Annotated in this window: 13 protein-coding genes; 3 read left to right on the top strand and 10 right to left on the bottom strand. The window is 44.3% G+C overall.

From position 1 onward, the window contains the following. Positions 1–23: 23 nt before the first annotated feature. The 10 genes from MHN81_RS02245 to MHN81_RS02200 all read right to left on the bottom strand — a co-directional run bounded on the left by MHN81_RS02245 (position 24) and on the right by MHN81_RS02200 (position 11,936). Positions 24–2,015: a methyl-accepting chemotaxis protein gene (locus tag MHN81_RS02245; protein ID WP_239424931.1), complete on the bottom strand. Its 1,992-nt coding sequence runs from the start codon at positions 2,013–2,015 to the stop codon at positions 24–26. A 413-nt stretch (positions 2,016–2,428) separates the two neighbouring features. After that, on the bottom strand, positions 2,429–3,277 hold the full coding sequence (htpX, locus tag MHN81_RS02240; protein ID WP_023400451.1) for a protease HtpX: 849 nt from the start codon (positions 3,275–3,277) through the stop codon (positions 2,429–2,431). 313 nt (positions 3,278–3,590) lie between these two features. Further along, the gene (locus tag MHN81_RS02235; protein WP_239424930.1) at positions 3,591–4,250 is read right to left on the bottom strand and encodes a CoA transferase subunit B; all 660 of its coding nucleotides are present in this window, start codon (positions 4,248–4,250) and stop codon (positions 3,591–3,593) included. Between the two features lie 10 nt (positions 4,251–4,260). Continuing rightward, the gene (locus MHN81_RS02230) at positions 4,261–4,959 is read right to left on the bottom strand and encodes a CoA transferase subunit A (RefSeq protein WP_023400453.1); all 699 of its coding nucleotides are present in this window, start codon (positions 4,957–4,959) and stop codon (positions 4,261–4,263) included. Positions 4,960–4,993: 34 nt separating this feature from the next. Beyond that, on the bottom strand, positions 4,994–5,902 hold the full coding sequence (locus MHN81_RS02225) for a hydroxymethylglutaryl-CoA lyase (protein WP_239424929.1): 909 nt from the start codon (positions 5,900–5,902) through the stop codon (positions 4,994–4,996). Position 5,903: 1 nt separating this feature from the next. Further along, the gene (locus MHN81_RS02220; protein WP_023400455.1) at positions 5,904–7,847 is read right to left on the bottom strand and encodes an acetyl/propionyl/methylcrotonyl-CoA carboxylase subunit alpha; all 1,944 of its coding nucleotides are present in this window, start codon (positions 7,845–7,847) and stop codon (positions 5,904–5,906) included. A 10-nt stretch (positions 7,848–7,857) separates the two neighbouring features. Next, positions 7,858–8,640, bottom strand: coding sequence for an enoyl-CoA hydratase-related protein (locus MHN81_RS02215; protein WP_023400456.1), 783 nt, complete (start codon positions 8,638–8,640; stop codon positions 7,858–7,860). Between the two features lie 9 nt (positions 8,641–8,649). Next, the gene (locus MHN81_RS02210; RefSeq protein WP_023400457.1) at positions 8,650–10,257 is read right to left on the bottom strand and encodes a carboxyl transferase domain-containing protein; all 1,608 of its coding nucleotides are present in this window, start codon (positions 10,255–10,257) and stop codon (positions 8,650–8,652) included. Between the two features lie 11 nt (positions 10,258–10,268). Continuing rightward, a complete protein-coding gene (locus MHN81_RS02205; RefSeq protein ID WP_239424928.1) occupies positions 10,269–11,444 on the bottom strand; it encodes an isovaleryl-CoA dehydrogenase in 1,176 nt (391 codons plus the stop codon). 96 nt (positions 11,445–11,540) lie between these two features. Continuing rightward, on the bottom strand, positions 11,541–11,936 hold the full coding sequence (locus tag MHN81_RS02200) for a MerR family DNA-binding transcriptional regulator (protein ID WP_023400459.1): 396 nt from the start codon (positions 11,934–11,936) through the stop codon (positions 11,541–11,543). Positions 11,937–12,292: 356 nt separating this feature from the next. On the opposite strand from MHN81_RS02200, the gene MHN81_RS02195 reads away from it, so the two are divergent. The 3 genes from MHN81_RS02195 to MHN81_RS02185 all read left to right on the top strand — a co-directional run bounded on the left by MHN81_RS02195 (position 12,293) and on the right by MHN81_RS02185 (position 16,320). Then, positions 12,293–13,471 carry a thiolase family protein gene (locus tag MHN81_RS02195; RefSeq protein WP_023400460.1) on the top strand — a complete coding sequence of 393 codons (1,179 nt, stop codon included), beginning with the start codon at positions 12,293–12,295 and terminating at the stop codon, positions 13,469–13,471. A gap of 72 nt (positions 13,472–13,543) precedes the next feature. Continuing rightward, positions 13,544–15,034 carry a CoA-acylating methylmalonate-semialdehyde dehydrogenase gene (locus MHN81_RS02190; RefSeq protein WP_023400461.1) on the top strand — a complete coding sequence of 497 codons (1,491 nt, stop codon included), beginning with the start codon at positions 13,544–13,546 and terminating at the stop codon, positions 15,032–15,034. A 128-nt stretch (positions 15,035–15,162) separates the two neighbouring features. Continuing rightward, positions 15,163–16,320, top strand: coding sequence for an acyl-CoA dehydrogenase family protein (locus tag MHN81_RS02185; RefSeq protein WP_023400462.1), 1,158 nt, complete (start codon positions 15,163–15,165; stop codon positions 16,318–16,320). Positions 16,321–16,329 lie beyond the last annotated feature (9 nt).

The following is a 16,329-nucleotide window of genomic DNA, read 5'->3' as shown; positions in this document are numbered from 1 at the left end:
CGCTTGCATACCAATGTCCGAGTTTAATTTAATTGTTGCGGCAGTTTAAATGCGGAGGTAACTTGTTTAAGCGTTTTAGATTGTTTATCAAGTTCTAAGCTCGCACTGGTTACTTGATCTGCACCAGCTGCGTTATCAAGTGCAGCCTGTCTGATAGATTCAACATTATATGAAATCTCTTCTGTTGTGGCCGATTGCTCTTGTGCCGCTTGCGCTATTGTTTGAGCGCTCTGTGCAATTTGGTTAATTTGATTTACGCTTTGTTCCAATAACGACGCGCTGTCATTGGCCGCGGTAATTGTCTGGCGAGTCGCTTCAGCAGACGCATGCATTTCCGATACAGCAGTTTGAGATGTTGATTGCAGATTTGCAATCATGTTTTCAATATCAGCAGTGGATGCTTGTGTTTTTTGCGCCAGCTGTCTGACTTCATCTGCAACTACAGCAAAACCACGGCCATGCTCACCGGCACGAGCCGCTTCTATGGCGGCGTTCAGTGCCAATAGGTTAGTTTGCTCCGTTACAGCTTGGATCACTTCTATCACACGGCTGATATTTTGTGTATTGTACTCAACCTCTTTTATGGCTGTTTCTGAGTTTTCGACTGCTTGATTGAGAGACTCCATTTGGATCACAGTATCTCTTAGTGTTTGATTTGCAGATAACGAGGTTTTCTCTGCATCTAAACTTAAATCAGCAACTGTTCGTGCATTGGTAGCAACTTCATCAATTGAGTATGAAGTCTGTTGAATTGCCTCTGCAACTTGCTCAATGTTGGCGTGCTGCTCTTGCAAACTTGCATTTGCTTGCTCACTCGCAGCGCTTGTTTGTGTCGCTGTCGACGCTAGCTGCGTGGTTGTTTCTACGATGGTTCCAATCACACTGGTTAAATAAGCATTCATCTGCCTCATTGCACCGTACACACCAATGGCATGTTCATCATGACCGAACTCTTCACGCAGGTCGCCAGCAGCGATACGTTCGCTTATCTTACGCATTTCAATGGGTTCACCGCCAAGTGGTTTTAGTACCGAGCGAGCAATCAAAACGGTTGCGACGGCAACAGACAAAATTGTGGCGAAGAAGATAGCGGCAATAATCCAGTATAATTTGTATACGGGCGCAAATGCTTCGGCTTTATCTATTTCAGCTAATAGTACCCACTTTAATCCTGCAAATGTATACGGAAGGTAGGCCGACAGAACCGGGTTGCCATTGTAGTCAATGATGATCTCCGTATCAGAGATACCCTGTAAACCTTTTCTAACTGCAACTGTATCTACGCCATTTGCTTCAACTGAGCCTGCAAAACTGGCGATCACGGTATGGTTGATGGGATCTAAATATGAGTCAGAACGCATGCGGAAATCGTTGCCAACGAGGTAAGATTCACCCGTTTCACCCATGCCATCTCGTTGTTGCATTATCGCATTGATAGCATCTATAGACAGCTGTAATGCAAGCACCGAATTGACTTGACCATCAATAACCACTGGGATGCCTATGAATGCGGCTGGCTCATTGTTGCTTGGAGCATAAGCGCTGTAATCAGCAAGGATAAATTTTCGCGAAGATACGACTTGAGTAAAGAGTGTGGCTAAACCGGAGTTGTTGAAAGGGCCAGTTACGAGATTAGTTTGGTAATCAGACTCTCGAGCAACTGTGTAGCTAATTAAGCCGTCACGCTCAATAACAAAGAAATCGTAAAATCCTTTTTGTGTGATAAAGGTGTCAAATAAGTCATGATAATTATGTGCCAGCTCAGCATTAGTTAGAGTTGGGTTTTGTTCTACCAGTAGCTGCCATTTTTTTGCAATGACAGATAGGTCGCTTTTTCTCGCCGATAGATAATCATCAATTTGTTTGTGTTTTATTTGCTTGATGGAAGTAAGCTGATTATATGCCTGTTGTTCAAGCGCTGAAGACGCCGTCCATAATGAAACCATTGCTAATATACCAGCCGGTAATAAACCAATCAGCATAAATGAAATGAGTAATCGGGTTTTGATCAGCATACTTCTTTTACCTTACGTAGATACAATATTGCTTTTATGTCAATAAAATGGGTTACATATTTTAAACAAGTGGGCCTTGAATGGATACACGCAAAAAGTATGGTTTCGGCTAATATTACAGTTATATTTCGGTTAATAAATAACCAAAAAGCAACGTTTGCAGCTATTTGTTTAAGAAATGAGGGGGTATTTTACCTATTTTAGGTTTTAAGTGAAGACTTAAGTGCTGCTTTTATTAAAATAGCAGGAAAAATAGATTATATGACGTTGTTGTATATGCATATAATTTTTTATAACTGTTTATGATAAAAATATAGAAGTTAGGCACTAAATTTAATTTATTGTAAATCGTCTTAAAAAAGGCCCGTGAGGGCCTGTGGTTATAAAATAAACATAATATTTACATCAAAATTTTAGGATAGGGCAGAAATTCGCTGTTCTAAAGGCGGATGTGACGCAAATAGATCTACAACGCTTTTGCCTGATGCAATACCAAATGCTGTCATCTGTCCGTCTAACTTGGATTCTTGGTTGTTACGTAATCTTTCAAGGGCTGCTTTCATCTTATGTGCACCAACTAGGTCAGCTGCCCCCTTATCGGCTGCATATTCTCGTTTGCGGCTAAAGTAAGCAACAATCATTGACGCCAAGAACCCAAATAGAATTTGGAAGAGCAAGTCGAATATCACATAAGTCCAGCTATGTCCTTCATTCTCTTCGTCACCATTCAAGAAGCCATCCACAATATTGGCGAGCACTTTGGCAATGAAAATAACAAAGGTGTTAACTACACCTTGAATAAGAGTCAGGGTGACCATGTCCCCATTGGCAACGTGAGATACTTCGTGCGCGAGCACTGCCTCAGCTTCACCTTGGCTCATACCTGCAAGTAGTCCGCTGCTTACAGCGACAAGGCTGTCGTTTTTACTTGGGCCTGTCGCAAAAGCGTTGATTTCTGGGCTATCGTAAATTGCAACTTCAGGCATTTTGATACCTGCTTTTTGCGCTTGCTCTGCCACAGTACTGACTAACCACTGTTCAGTCTCATTGCGAGGCTGCTCTATGACATAAGCCCCAGTAGACTTTTTTGCCATCCATTTTGAAATATATAGTGAGATAAATGCACCGCCAAAACCAAAAACTGCGGCAATCGTCAGCATGCCGGCATAGCTTCTCGACGAAACTCCTAGGATAGATAGAATGATGGACAACACAACCATAATGGCCAAGTTTGTTGCCAGAAAAAGTAACACGCGTTTCATAGTCACCTCTTTAAAAGTTTACTTGCCTACTTGTTTTACTCTGATAGGTAAAAACAGCTCATACTTCCAATATGGAGACCTTGCTGAGATCTTCAAGGCTGAGTATGGCGCTGAAGTGTTACAAGATGTTGTTGTATGAAAAAGTGCGTAAATGGGCTTGGTTTTCAAATTGAGGGAGCTAAGATGCGTCGGGCAAAGAAAAAAAACCCCTCTTGCGAGGGGTTTTGGGTAACTCAGCGCCTTTGGCACTGGGAATGAGGTCGGTACAATTGTGTTAGTTATTAACTATGATGTTGAACCACGGATAATTAGGTTAAACAAACTGCATTTCAGGTATATCGCCTTCAACGATTAGTTTACCTGAAGTCTTGCTGATTATTTCATCAACACTAACACCTGGCGCGCGCTCAAGCAAATGAAATGCGCCATCTTTAACTTCTAACACGGCGAGGTCGGTGACGATTTTCTTCACACAATTTACCCCAGTCAAAGGCAGTGTGCATGACTCAAGTAATTTAGAGTCGCCGTGTTTGCTAGCATGGGTCATAGTCACAACAATATTTTGTGCGCCCGCGACTAAATCCATCGCACCACCCATGCCTTTGATTAACTTTTTCGGGATCATCCACGAGGCAATGTTGCCGTTTTGATCCACTTCAAATGCACCTAGTACGGTTAAGTCTACATGACCACCACGTATCATGGCAAAGCTTTCAGCGCTATTAAAAATAGCCGCTCCTGTAGCAGCTGTCACGGTTTCTTTACCCGCATTGATCATATCTGCGTCAACCTGGTCTTCTTCTGGGTACGGGCCCATACCTAAAAGACCATTTTCTGATTGCAGCATTACTTCCATATTGTCAGGAACATAGTTAGCAACGAGAGTCGGAATACCAATTCCCAAGTTAACGTAGTACCCGTCTTGAAGCTCTTGCGCTACGCGCATTGCAATTTGTTCACGATTTAAAGCCATGGTGATCTCCTTACTTGCGCGTAGTAACACGTTCAATGCGTTTCTCAAAGTCACCTTTGATAACACGGTTTACATAAATGCCAGGGGTGTGAATTTCGCTTGGCTCCAATTCACCTGGTTCGACAATCTCTTCCACTTCAACAACGGTAATTTTACCCGCAGTTGCAGCCATTGGATTAAAGTTCATCGCTGTATGGCGGAATACCAAGTTGCCATAACGATCGGCTTTCCAAGCTTTTACGATGGCAAATTCACCTGTAATAGACTCTTCGAGAATATAAGGACGACCATTAAACTCTTTGACTTCTTTACCTTCAGCAACAGGTGTACCGTAGCCTGTTGCAGTATAGAATCCTGGGATACCCGCACCACCAGCACGCATCTTTTCAGCGAGTGTGCCTTGTGGTGTGAGTTCTACATCAATAATGCCATCAAGTAGTTGCTGTTCGAACAACGCGTTTTCACCAACATAAGAGGCAATGATTTTTTTGATTTGGCGATCGTGAAGTAGGATACCTAAACCAAAATCATCGACACCACAGTTATTAGAAACAACTGTTAGTTCTTTTGTTTGTTTGCGCTTTATCTCAGCTATCAGACCTTCTGGAATACCACACAGTCCAAAACCACCGGCAATAATGGTATCTCCATCTTTGAGACCCTCCATTGCTTCTTCGTAGCTAGAAACTACTTTATCGAAACCGGCCATTAGCCCACTCCTCGTTGTCAAAATTGTCTTGTTGTTAAGACTGGCACGTATTTTTTAATGCTAAAGAAACCTTGCTGACAGGCTCTTTATTGAGTGCATCGCAAATTTGCCAACCTGCTTTTGCTAGCCTTTCTAAATCAATTTCGGTACTAATGCCAAGTCCTTGCAGCAAGTAAATGACATCCTCAGTGGCAACATTTCCTGACGCTCCCTTAGCGTAAGGGCAGCCTCCTAGGCCAGCTACAGCACTGTCGATTGTTGCAATACCCATCTCTAAAGCTTTGTGAATGTTTACCAATGCCTGACCGTATGTATCATGGAAATGTACCGCAAGCCTTTGTGCTGGGATGTGTTCGAGTAGCAATTCTAGCAATGATCCTATTTGATTCGCGGTGCCAACACCGATTGTGTCGCCTAGGCTTATCTCATAACAACCAAGTGCCAACAATTGTTTACATACCTCTAAAACGCGCTCGGGCTCAACTTTTCCTTGGTAAGGGCAGCCTGCGATACAACTGACATAACCTCTTACTTTGATGTTGTTTTTTTGAGCTAGTTCAACAACAGGCCTGAAGCGCTCGATACTTTCTTCAATGCTACAATTGATATTTTTTTGCGTGAAAGCTTCACTTGCCGCCGTGAAAATTGCAAATTCATCAACTTGATTTTCAAGCGCCAACTCGGCACCTTTTAGATTTGGTGTCAGCGCACTAATCTCAACGCCAGGTGTACGTGTTATCCCTTGGATCACCTGAGCGGAATCTGCCATTTGAGGCACCCATTTAGGAGATACAAATGCGCCTGCTTCAAGATGTTTGAGGCCGGCATCAGCCAGCGCATTCAAGAGTGATATTTTACTTTGTGTACTGACTGAGGCTTCATTTTGTAAGCCGTCACGAGCACCAACTTCTACAATTTTAACCTTTGCCGGATAGTTGGCCATGTTATGCCTCCTCGACGATTGCGAGCATTGCCCCATGGCTAACAAGTTCACCTTCATCAAAGCAGTAACTTGATAAAGTGCCATCAAAAGGCGCGTTTAAAGTATATTCCATTTTCATCGCTTCGATTATCACGATTGGATCGCCTTTGCTGACTTGTGCACCAACTTCTTGCAGGTGTTTGACAACAGTGCCATTGAGAGGGGCTGCAAGCGGTGCTTCTTGATGCTCATGCTCGCTTACATAGTGCTTAGTCTTTAATTCGAAGGTGTGCTGGTAAGGTCCATACATGACCGTGATACTAGACTCATCGATAAGTACATCCGCGACCATGCGTTTTCCATCTACATTTGCGATAAGTTGATGGTCTTCTAGCTTTGCCTCAACGCGGTGTTCATAATCATGATAATGCACTTGCCAGTGATGGCCCTCGGCTTGAGCTACAACAAAGTGATCAATAAATGGCACGGTGAGTTTACGTGTTTGGTTGAGTCTAAAGCCGACTTGCTGCCACGGTGAATTTACTTTCGGTGCTTGCTTATGCGCAAGATAAGCAATACTTGCAAGGCACACCAAGGTATCGCTAGGTGCTTTAGAGGCAGTAAGCTCTTCAGTTTGGGTATCAATAAAGTGTGTATCGGGTGCACCAGCCATAAAAGTAGGGTGCTCTGCTAGGTGATGTAAAAATGCAATATTACTTTTTACGCCCGCTAAGTGTACTTCATTTAGTGCTGATCTGAGCTTCAGCAACGCCGTACGTCTGTCGTGGCCATGAACAATCAGTTTGGCAATCATCGGGTCGTAAAATGGGCTTATTTCATCACCTTGTTGCACGCCTGTGTCAATGCGTACGCCACGTTGGGCTTTAGGGAAACTCAAATGGGCCAATGTGCCAGAGTAGGGCATAAAGTTTTCTTCAGGATCTTCCGCGTAAATTCGCGCTTCAAAGCTATGACCTTGTAAAGAGATTTGTGCTTGAGACAGCGGTAAACGTTCGTTGTTGGCAACACGAATTTGCCACTCGACAAGATCTTGACCTGTCACCATTTCCGTAACAGGGTGCTCTACTTGTAGGCGCGTATTCATTTCCATAAAGAAAAATTCATCGCCGCACAATAAGAACTCTACAGTACCGGCACCGCGATAGTTAATTGCCTGAGCACAGCGTACAGCGGCTTCGCCCATTTCTTTACGCAGCGCCTCGCTTAAGTCAGGAGCAGGTGCCTCTTCAATGACTTTTTGGTGGCGTCGTTGTAGGGAGCAATCTCGATCTCCCAAATACACACAGTTGCCGTGATTGTCGGCGAAAACTTGTACTTCTACATGGCGTGGTTTATCGACAAAGCGCTCAAGTAAAACTAAGTCATTTCCAAAACTTGCCGAAGCTTCGCGTTTTGCACCTTCTAAAGCGCTGAGAAATTCACCGGCGTTTCGGACTACTCGCATACCCTTACCGCCACCACCAAATGCAGCTTTGATCAGCACAGGGTAGCCGACTTTTTCTGCCTCAGCAGTTAAAAATTCAGTGTCTTGTTGTTGGCCATAGTAACCCGGTACTAACGGGACGTTGGCCTCTGCCATGATCTCTTTGGCGCGTGTTTTTGAACCCATGGCTTCAATTGAACTGGCAAGCGGGCCGATGAAAGCAATGTTGTTTTCTTCACATGCATTTGCAAAAGCATCGTTTTCAGACAAAAACCCATATCCAGGATGAATGCAATCAGCGCCACTTTGTTTGGCTACTTCTAAAATACGTTCACTGACAAGATAGGAATCTTTACTTGGTGCTGGGCCAATATGATAGGCTTCATCAGCTTGCTTGACATGAAGTGCGTTGGCATCTGCATCTGAATACACTGCCACAGTGCTCAATCCCAAGCGTTTTGCTGTGCGCATGACTCGACAGGCTATTTCACCTCGGTTTGCGACTAAGATTTTTTTTAACATGTGGTACTCCTTACTCGCTTGCTGTCGGTTGCCAATTTGGCGCGCGTTTATCAAAAAAGGCACTCAAACCTTCCTGTCCTTCTTCACTGACTCGAATTTCAGCGATTCGCTTGGCTGTATGGGTGATAAGCCCTTCATCAATGGATTTACCCGCGACTTCATTGATTAGCGACTTGGCACTTTTTACTGCAACAGGGCCGTTATTTAATAGCTGTTCGATAAAGTACTCTTCGCTGTGTTCTAGGTCTTCACTAATGTCGTGGATCAAGCCTAATTCCAGCGCTTTGCTTGCTTCAAACACTTCCGCTGTTAAAAAATAACGGCGCGCTTGTCTTTCGCCAATTGCTTTGATCACGTATGGGCTGATCACGGCAGGGATCAGGCCTAATTTCACTTCACTTAAACAGAATTTTGCATTGGCTGTCGCAACGGCAATGTCGCAGCAAGCAATCAGACCTAAAGCTCCACCAAAAGCAGCCCCTTGAACCAAGCATAAAGTTGGGTGTGGTGATGTGGCGAGCACTTGCATTAGTTTGGCCAGCTCTAGAGAATCAGCGACGTTTTCTTCATAGTTGTTATCCGCCATTGATTTCATCCAAGCGAGATCTGCACCAGCAGAAAAGTGTTTGCCTTGGGTTTTTAACACCAGAGCACGGATCTCTAGTTGATTGGCGTACTCGATGGTTTTGATCAGTTCTGCGATGATCTCTGCGTTAAACGCATTGTGTTTTTCAGGGCGACTTAATTCTAAAATCGCCACCTTGCTTTTCGTAATATTTAAAGTGACAGACATGTACGCCCCCTACATTCTGAAAATACCAAACTTAGATTCTTGCTTTGGCGCATTTGCAGCCGCTTCTAGCGCAAGCCCAAGTACATTTCGTGTGTCAGCAGGGTCGATGATGCCATCATCCCACAGACGCGCACTGGCATAATATGGATGACCTTGCTTTTCATATTGCTCTACAATTGGCTTCTTAAACTCTGCGACTTCTTCATCGCTCATGCTTTGGCCTTTGCGCGCTAAGCCATCTTGACGCACTTGTGTTAATACACCAGCTGCTTGCTCACCGCCCATCACAGAGATGCGGGAATTTGGCCACATCCACATCATGGTAGGTTCGTATGCACGTCCGCACATGCCGTAGTTACCAGCGCCATATGACCCGCCTATAAGCACGGTAAACTTGGGCACGTCAGCACATGACACCGCGGTCACCATTTTGGCACCGTGTTTAGCAATACCTTCGGCTTCGTATTTTTGGCCGACCATAAACCCTGTAATGTTTTGTAAAAATAGTAGCGGGATATCACGCTGTGCACATAGTTGAATAAAGTGAGCGCCTTTTTGTGCAGACTCAGAAAAGAGAATGCCATTATTTGCGACGATACCAACTGGGCGGCCAAATATTTCTGCAAAGCCAGTTACCAAAGTTTCACCAAAGTAACGTTTGAACTCATCAAATTGAGAGTCATCGACAATACGTGCAATCACTTCACGAACGTCGAAAGGCTTTTTCAGATCGGTTCCAACGATGCCGTAGATTTCACGAATATCATATCGAGGGGGTTTAATATCTTTTAGAATTGGTTGAGTTGGGCGTTGATGGTTAAGTCGTTCGATACATTGGCGGGCAATTGACAGCGCGTGCTCGTCGTTTTCAGCGTAATGATCGGCAACACCGGATACTTTACAGTGCACATCCGCACCGCCCAAGTCTTCTGCACTTACTTCTTCGCCGGTCGCCGCTTTTACTAAAGGAGGACCCGCTAAAAATATCGTGCCTTGTTCTTTGACTATGATGCTTTCGTCTGCCATTGCTGGCACATAAGCACCACCTGCAGTACATAAGCCCATAACCACTGCAATTTGTGGAATGCCTTTAGCAGACATACGTGCTTGATTATAGAAGATGCGACCAAAATGTAGCTTGTCTGGAAATACTTCATCTTGTTCTGGCAGGTTAGCACCGCCAGAGTCGACTAAATAGATACAGGGAAGATGACAGCGCTCCGCAATTTCTTGCGCTCTTAGATGCTTTTTAACCGTGAGCGGGAAGTAAGTACCGCCTTTTACAGTTGCATCGTTGCCGACAATCATACACTCGACACCTTTGACACGGCCAATACCTGCAACAACCCCGGCACATGGAATATCTTGCTCATATACGCCAAATGCAGCAAATTGGGAAATTTCTAAAAACGGTGAACCTTCGTCGAGTAGTGTATCTATTCTGTCACGGACAAACAGTTTTCCGCGACTTTGATGGCGAGCAATGAGGGCTTCGCCGCCACCTTGGCTTAAATTTGCGACCTTGTCATTTAAATCGTCAACCAATGACGCCATCGCGTCATGGTTGTCTTTAAACTGTTGGTCGTGCGTATTAACAGAAGAATTTAATACTGTCATGGCACTTCTCCTTAACGGCTTTCGTTAAATAGCTCACGACCAATTAGCATGCGGCGTATTTCCGAAGTACCTGCGCCAATTTCATAGAGTTTGGCATCACGCAATAGGCGACCAGTAGGGTATTCGTTGATATAGCCATTACCACCTAGTAGCTGAATGGCATCTAGTGCAAGTTTGGTAGCTAGTTCTGCAGCATATAAAATCGCACCAGCGGCATCTTTTCGTGTTGTTTCACCGCGGTCACATGCTTTTGCTACTGTGTATACGTATGAACGGGCGGCATTCATTTGAGTGTACATGTCGGCAATTTTGCCTTGAACAAGCTGGAACTCACCAATTGACTGATTGAACTGCTGACGTTCATGAATATAAGGTACAACCACATCCATACACGCTTGCATAATGCCAAGTGGGCCACCGGCAAGTACGACGCGCTCGTAGTCTAGGCCGCTCATTAGAACCTTAACACCTTCGTTCAATGTGCCTAAGATATTTTCTTCCGGTACTTCACAGTCTTCAAATACCAGTTCGCAGGTATTGGAGCCGCGCATGCCTAATTTATCGAGCTTTTGAGCTGTAGAAAAGCCAGGGAAATCACGTTCAACGATAAATGCTGTAATACCGCGAGGGCCTGCATTTAAATCTGTTTTCGCGTAAATCACAAAAACGTCCGCATCTGGACCATTGGTGATCCACATTTTATTGCCATTTAAAACGTACTTGTCGCCTTTTTTTTCTGCTTTTAACTTCATAGAAACAACGTCTGACCCTGAGTTTGGCTCACTCATAGCCAGTGCGCCGATGTGCTCACCGCTGATCAACTTTGGCAAATATTTTTCTTTTTGTGCTTGATTACCGTTGCGGTTTATCTGGTTTACACAAAGATTAGAGTGTGCGCCGTAGCTCAAGCCAATTGATGCACTTGCTCGGCTGATCTCTTCCATTGCGATAACGTGCTCAAGGTAGCCCATATTTGCACCGCCAAATTCTTCGGGCACAGTGATACCGAGCAAGCCCATTTCGCCAAACTTTGGCCATAGCTCATTTGGAAATGCGTTGTCATGGTCGGTTTTTTCTGCCAGTGGCGCAATTTCGCTAGTAGCAAAATTATTGACATGATCTCGGATCATATCTGCGGTTTCACCAAGTCCAAAATTGAGTTCTTTATATAGTGATACTGTGCTCATCTTGTTGTCATCCTGTGTGAGGGTTTGTGTTGTCACCCTTGCGGGTTGCTGAGGCGGGTTTTGGCAGACGCCCCAGCAAACAAATTTGTGTATTGATTAGTCTTGTAATTCTTTTAAAGTATCGAGGCAGCGTCTTTCAGCAGTAACCAGTTCCATCAACACCACCTTAATGTCATCCATTTGTTGACTCAGGTCGGCTTTTTTCTCTTCTATTAATTGCAACATGGTATGGAGCTGTTTTTCACTGGATTTATCTGCATCGTATAACTCAAACAATCTGCCAGTTTCGGCAAGCGTAAAACCTAGTCGCTTACCGCGCAGAATAAGTTTAAGACGCACTTTGTCTCGCTTTGAATATATACGGGTCTGACCATTACGCTCTGGCGAAAGTAATCCTTGATCTTCATAAAAACGAATACTTCGTGTGGTAATGTCAAACTCCTTAGCGAGTTCGCTTATTGAGTAGGTTGGTTCTTTATTGGTGTCTTGCATTATTTACACACTTACTTCGAAACTGATTAGACCAATATAAGTGAAGTTTACGTAAAGGTAAAGTGTCGTTTTTGCATCATGCTTTAGTCGCATATGCAAAATCTGGATCTTGAACTACTTTTAGCTCGCATAAGGCACTATATGCTTTGTTAATTAGCTCTTCGACATGGGATATAGCAAGGGAATGCGCAGTAAACTGCCAACTTGGCAACACAGCTGTGCAAGTAAACTTTACATTTTTGAAAATCGCAAAGCGCTTGTTTTTAGATTTACGTTGGCGTAAACGTAAATTTTAGGTATGCTCGACGTAAGAGATTACTAAAAGCAAGCAATTTGCTTGTTAACAGGAGTTTTAAATGAGTAACGAAGCCGTAGTCATCGTAGCAGCAAAACGTACACCTATGGGTGGGTTTATGGGTAGCCTTTCAGGCGCGTCCGCGACTGATCTAGGTGCAACTGCAATCAAAGCTGTCATGAATGATACTGGTTTATCGGATGCCAGCATCGATGAAGTTATCATGGGATGTGTTTTACCAGCAGGTTTAGGTCAAGCGCCAGCGCGTCAAGCGACGCTGCACGCAGGTCTTGCACGTTCTACAGGTGCAACAACTATCAATAAGGTATGTGGTTCAGGTCTAAAAGCAGCAATGTTCGCTCATGACTTGATCAAATCAGGTAGTATAAAAACTGCGGTTGCAGGTGGTATGGAGAGCATGACAAATGCACCATATTTCATGCCTAACGCTCGTGGTGGTATGCGCATGGGTCATAACCAAGTTATTGACCACATGATGGCAGATGGTCTTGAAGATGCATATGATAAAAAAGCAATGGGTTGTTTTGCCCAAGACACTGCGGATCAATATGGCATCACTCGTGAAAATATGGACGAATTTGCGCTTAACTCTTTGAGTAAGGCAAACGCGGCAATTGAAAGTGGCAGTTTTGATAACGAAGTTATCCCACACATCATTTCAACGCGAAAAGGTGATGTAGAGGTAACAACGGATGAACAGCCAGGTAACGCACGTCCAGATAAAATCCCTTCACTTCGTCCAGCTTTCAAAAAAGATGGCACTATCACAGCAGCTAACTCGTCGTCTATTTCAGATGGTGCAGCGGCACTGATCCTAATGAGCGAATCAGAAGCAAAAGCACACGGTCTTACGCCTTTATGTAAGATTGTTGCACACGCAACACACTCTCAGGCTCCAGCTGAGTTCACTATTGCTCCTGTTGGTGCAATGAACTCGTTGCTTGATAAAGCAGGTTGGTCAAAAGAAGATGTCGACCTTTGGGAAATCAACGAAGCATTCGCTATGGTAACTATGCTTGCAATCAACGAAATGCAGCTAGATAGCGCTAAAGTCAATGTTAACGGTGGTGCGTGTGCACTAGGTCATCCAATTGGTGCAAGTGGCGCACGTATTTTGGTGACATTAATCCACGCACTTCGCAATCGCGGCCTATCTAAAGGCGTTGCATCACTATGTATTGGTGGTGGTGAGGCGGTTGCACTCGCAGTAGAAGTTTAAATCGTCAAGCGCCGCAACAATACTAACTTTTAACGCGGCGCTACTTTCAGTTTTTTTGGGGAGGAGTGCAAAATGCACCAGGTACCATTATACATCAACGGTGAATTCACACAGTCGCAGTCTGACAAATGGTTAGACGTTGTTAATCCAGCAAATCAAGAAGTACTTGCACAGGTACCTTGCGCTACGTCACAAGAAGTACAAGCAGCAATTAATTCTGCTCAAGAAGCCTTCCAAACATGGAAAAATGTACCTGTACCAGAGCGTGCACGTATCATGATGCGATATGCAGCACTGTTAAAAGAGCACCAAGAAGAAATCGCTACCATTATTTGTCATGAGCTTGGCAAAACATTTGAAGATGCAAAAGGTGACGTTTGGCGTGGTATTGAAGTAGTTGAACAAGCCGCTAATGCGCCTGCCATGATGATGGGTGAGACAGTAGAAAATGTTGCTCGCAATATCGATACTTACTCGTACATCCAGCCTCTAGGTGTTTGTGCTGGTATTACACCGTTCAACTTCCCGGCAATGATCCCATTGTGGATGTTCCCTATGGCGATTGTGTGCGGTAACACATTTGTACTTAAACCATCTGAGCAAGATCCATTGACGCCGATGCGCTTAGTCGAGCTATTCGAAGAAGCAGGTGCACCAAAAGGCGTACTGCAAGTTGTTCACGGTGGTAAAGACCAAGTAGACCAAATTTTAGAAGCGCCGGAAATTCGCGCCGTATCATTTGTTGGTTCGTGTGGTGTTGGTCAATATATTTACAGCAAAGGCACTGAAAACCTAAAGCGTGTTCAAGCATGTGTAGGTGCTAAAAACCATATGGTGATCATGCCAGATGCTAGCAAACAGCAGACTATCAACAACCTAGTTGGTGCATCAGTGGGTGCGGCAGGTCAGCGTTGTATGGGTATTTCGGTCGCTGTATTTGTTGGTAAGTCTCAAGAGTGGGTTGATGATTTAAAAGCGGGTCTTGAAAAGGTTCGTCCCGGTATCTGGAATGATCCTGAAGCAGCATACGGTCCACAGACTTCAGCAGCTGCAAAGGCTCGTATTTTGTCTTTGATTGAGTCGGGTAAAGCACAAGGTGCAACTTGTCTGCTAGATGGTTCTGATTTTACAGTTGAAGGTTACGAAAAAGGTAACTGGGTAGGCCCTACATTATTTACCAATGTGACAACAGACATGGACATTTACAAAGAGGAAATCTTTGGTCCAGTACTAAACTGTGTATTTGTTGATACCCTTGAAGAGGCGATTACGCTTGTCAATAACAGCCCTTATGGAAATGGTGTTTCACTATTTACAGCAAGTGGTGCAGCTGCACGTAAATTCCAACAAGAAATTCAGGTTGGTCAGGTAGGTATTAATATCCCAATTCCTGTGCCGTTGCCTTTCTTCTCATTCACAGGTTGGAAAAACTCTTTCTATGGTGATGTTCACACATACGGCAAACAAGGTGTGCGTTTCTATACTGAAACTAAGACAATCACATCTCGCTGGTTTGCTGATGAAGCAGTCACTGGCCCAAATATGAGTATTAACCTACGTTAATTCTGCAAAATCCCAAAGCCCAGTACCTATGCTGGGCTTTTAGTAGTACCGCCTGACGAAGATCAGGTGCAACAAGAATAAAAACAAGTGATGTATATCACTTGATACGACAACAAGAGAGGTCTTTTATGGACTTTAATCTGAACGAAGATCAACAGGCATTCGCCGAAACCGCTTACCAATTTGCTATGACCGAACTTGCTCCTAATGCAGCGCGCTGGGACCAAGAGCATATTTTTCCTAAAGATGTTATCAAACAAGCAGGCGAGCTTGGTTTTTGTGGCCTTTACACGCCAGAAGAGGCGGGTGGTTTAGGCTTATCTCGCCTTGACTCAAGCATTATTTTTGAGCAGCTGTCTATGGGTTGTACAGCGACAACTGCGATGTTGACTATCCACAATATGGCGACGTGGATGATTGCAAGCTTTGGTACTGACGAAGTGAAAAATCAGTATATGGACCAGCTGGTTATGGGTGAATTGCTTGCATCATATTGCTTAACTGAACCAGGTTCAGGTTCAGACGCTGCATCACTGAAAACTAAAGCCGTATTAGAAGGCGATGAGTATATCCTGAACGGGTCGAAAATGTTTATCTCGGGCGCGGGCGAAACAGATGTTTTAGTGGTTATGGCGCGAACCGGTGAGGATGGCCCAAAAGGGATCTCTGCGTTTGTTGTTCCAGCTGATGCCGCTGGTGTTATTTATGGTAAAGCCGAAGAGAAAATGGGCTGGAATGCACAGCCGACTCGTTTGATCACTTTTGAAGACGTTAGAATTCCCGCTGCGAACTTGATGGGCAAAGAAGGCGAAGGGTTCAAATTTGCCATGCAAGGCCTAGATGGTGGCCGCATTAATATCGCAACTTGTTCAATTGGTACTGCGCAACAGGCGTTGAATACTGCCAAAGAATACATGCAAGAACGTCAGCAATTTGGCAAGCCACTGGCTGCTTTCCAAGCATTACAATTTAAAATTGCTGATATGAATACCGAGCTTGTTGCGGCACGACAAATGGTGCGTTTGGCAGCATTTAAACTGGATAGCAATGATCCTGAAAAAACCACTTACTGTGCGATGGCAAAGCGCTTTGCAACCGATGTAGGTACTAAAGTGTGTGATGATGCCCTGCAAATCCATGGTGGTTATGGTTATATCAAAGAGTACCCACTTGAGCGCCATTTACGTGATGTACGCGTTCACCAAATCTTAGAGGGCACAAATGAGATCATGCGTGTGATCATTGCCCGTCGAATTTTAGCTGAAGGCGCTGCAAGCGTTTTATAAGGAGCGAAT

Origin of the sequence: Pseudoalteromonas sp. Of7M-16 (assembly GCF_022347805.1) — a bacterium.
Lineage (GTDB): Bacteria > Pseudomonadota > Gammaproteobacteria > Enterobacterales > Alteromonadaceae > Pseudoalteromonas > Pseudoalteromonas luteoviolacea_F.
Note: the sequence above shows the minus strand (reverse complement) of the source record. Positions and strands in the feature narration are given on the sequence as shown.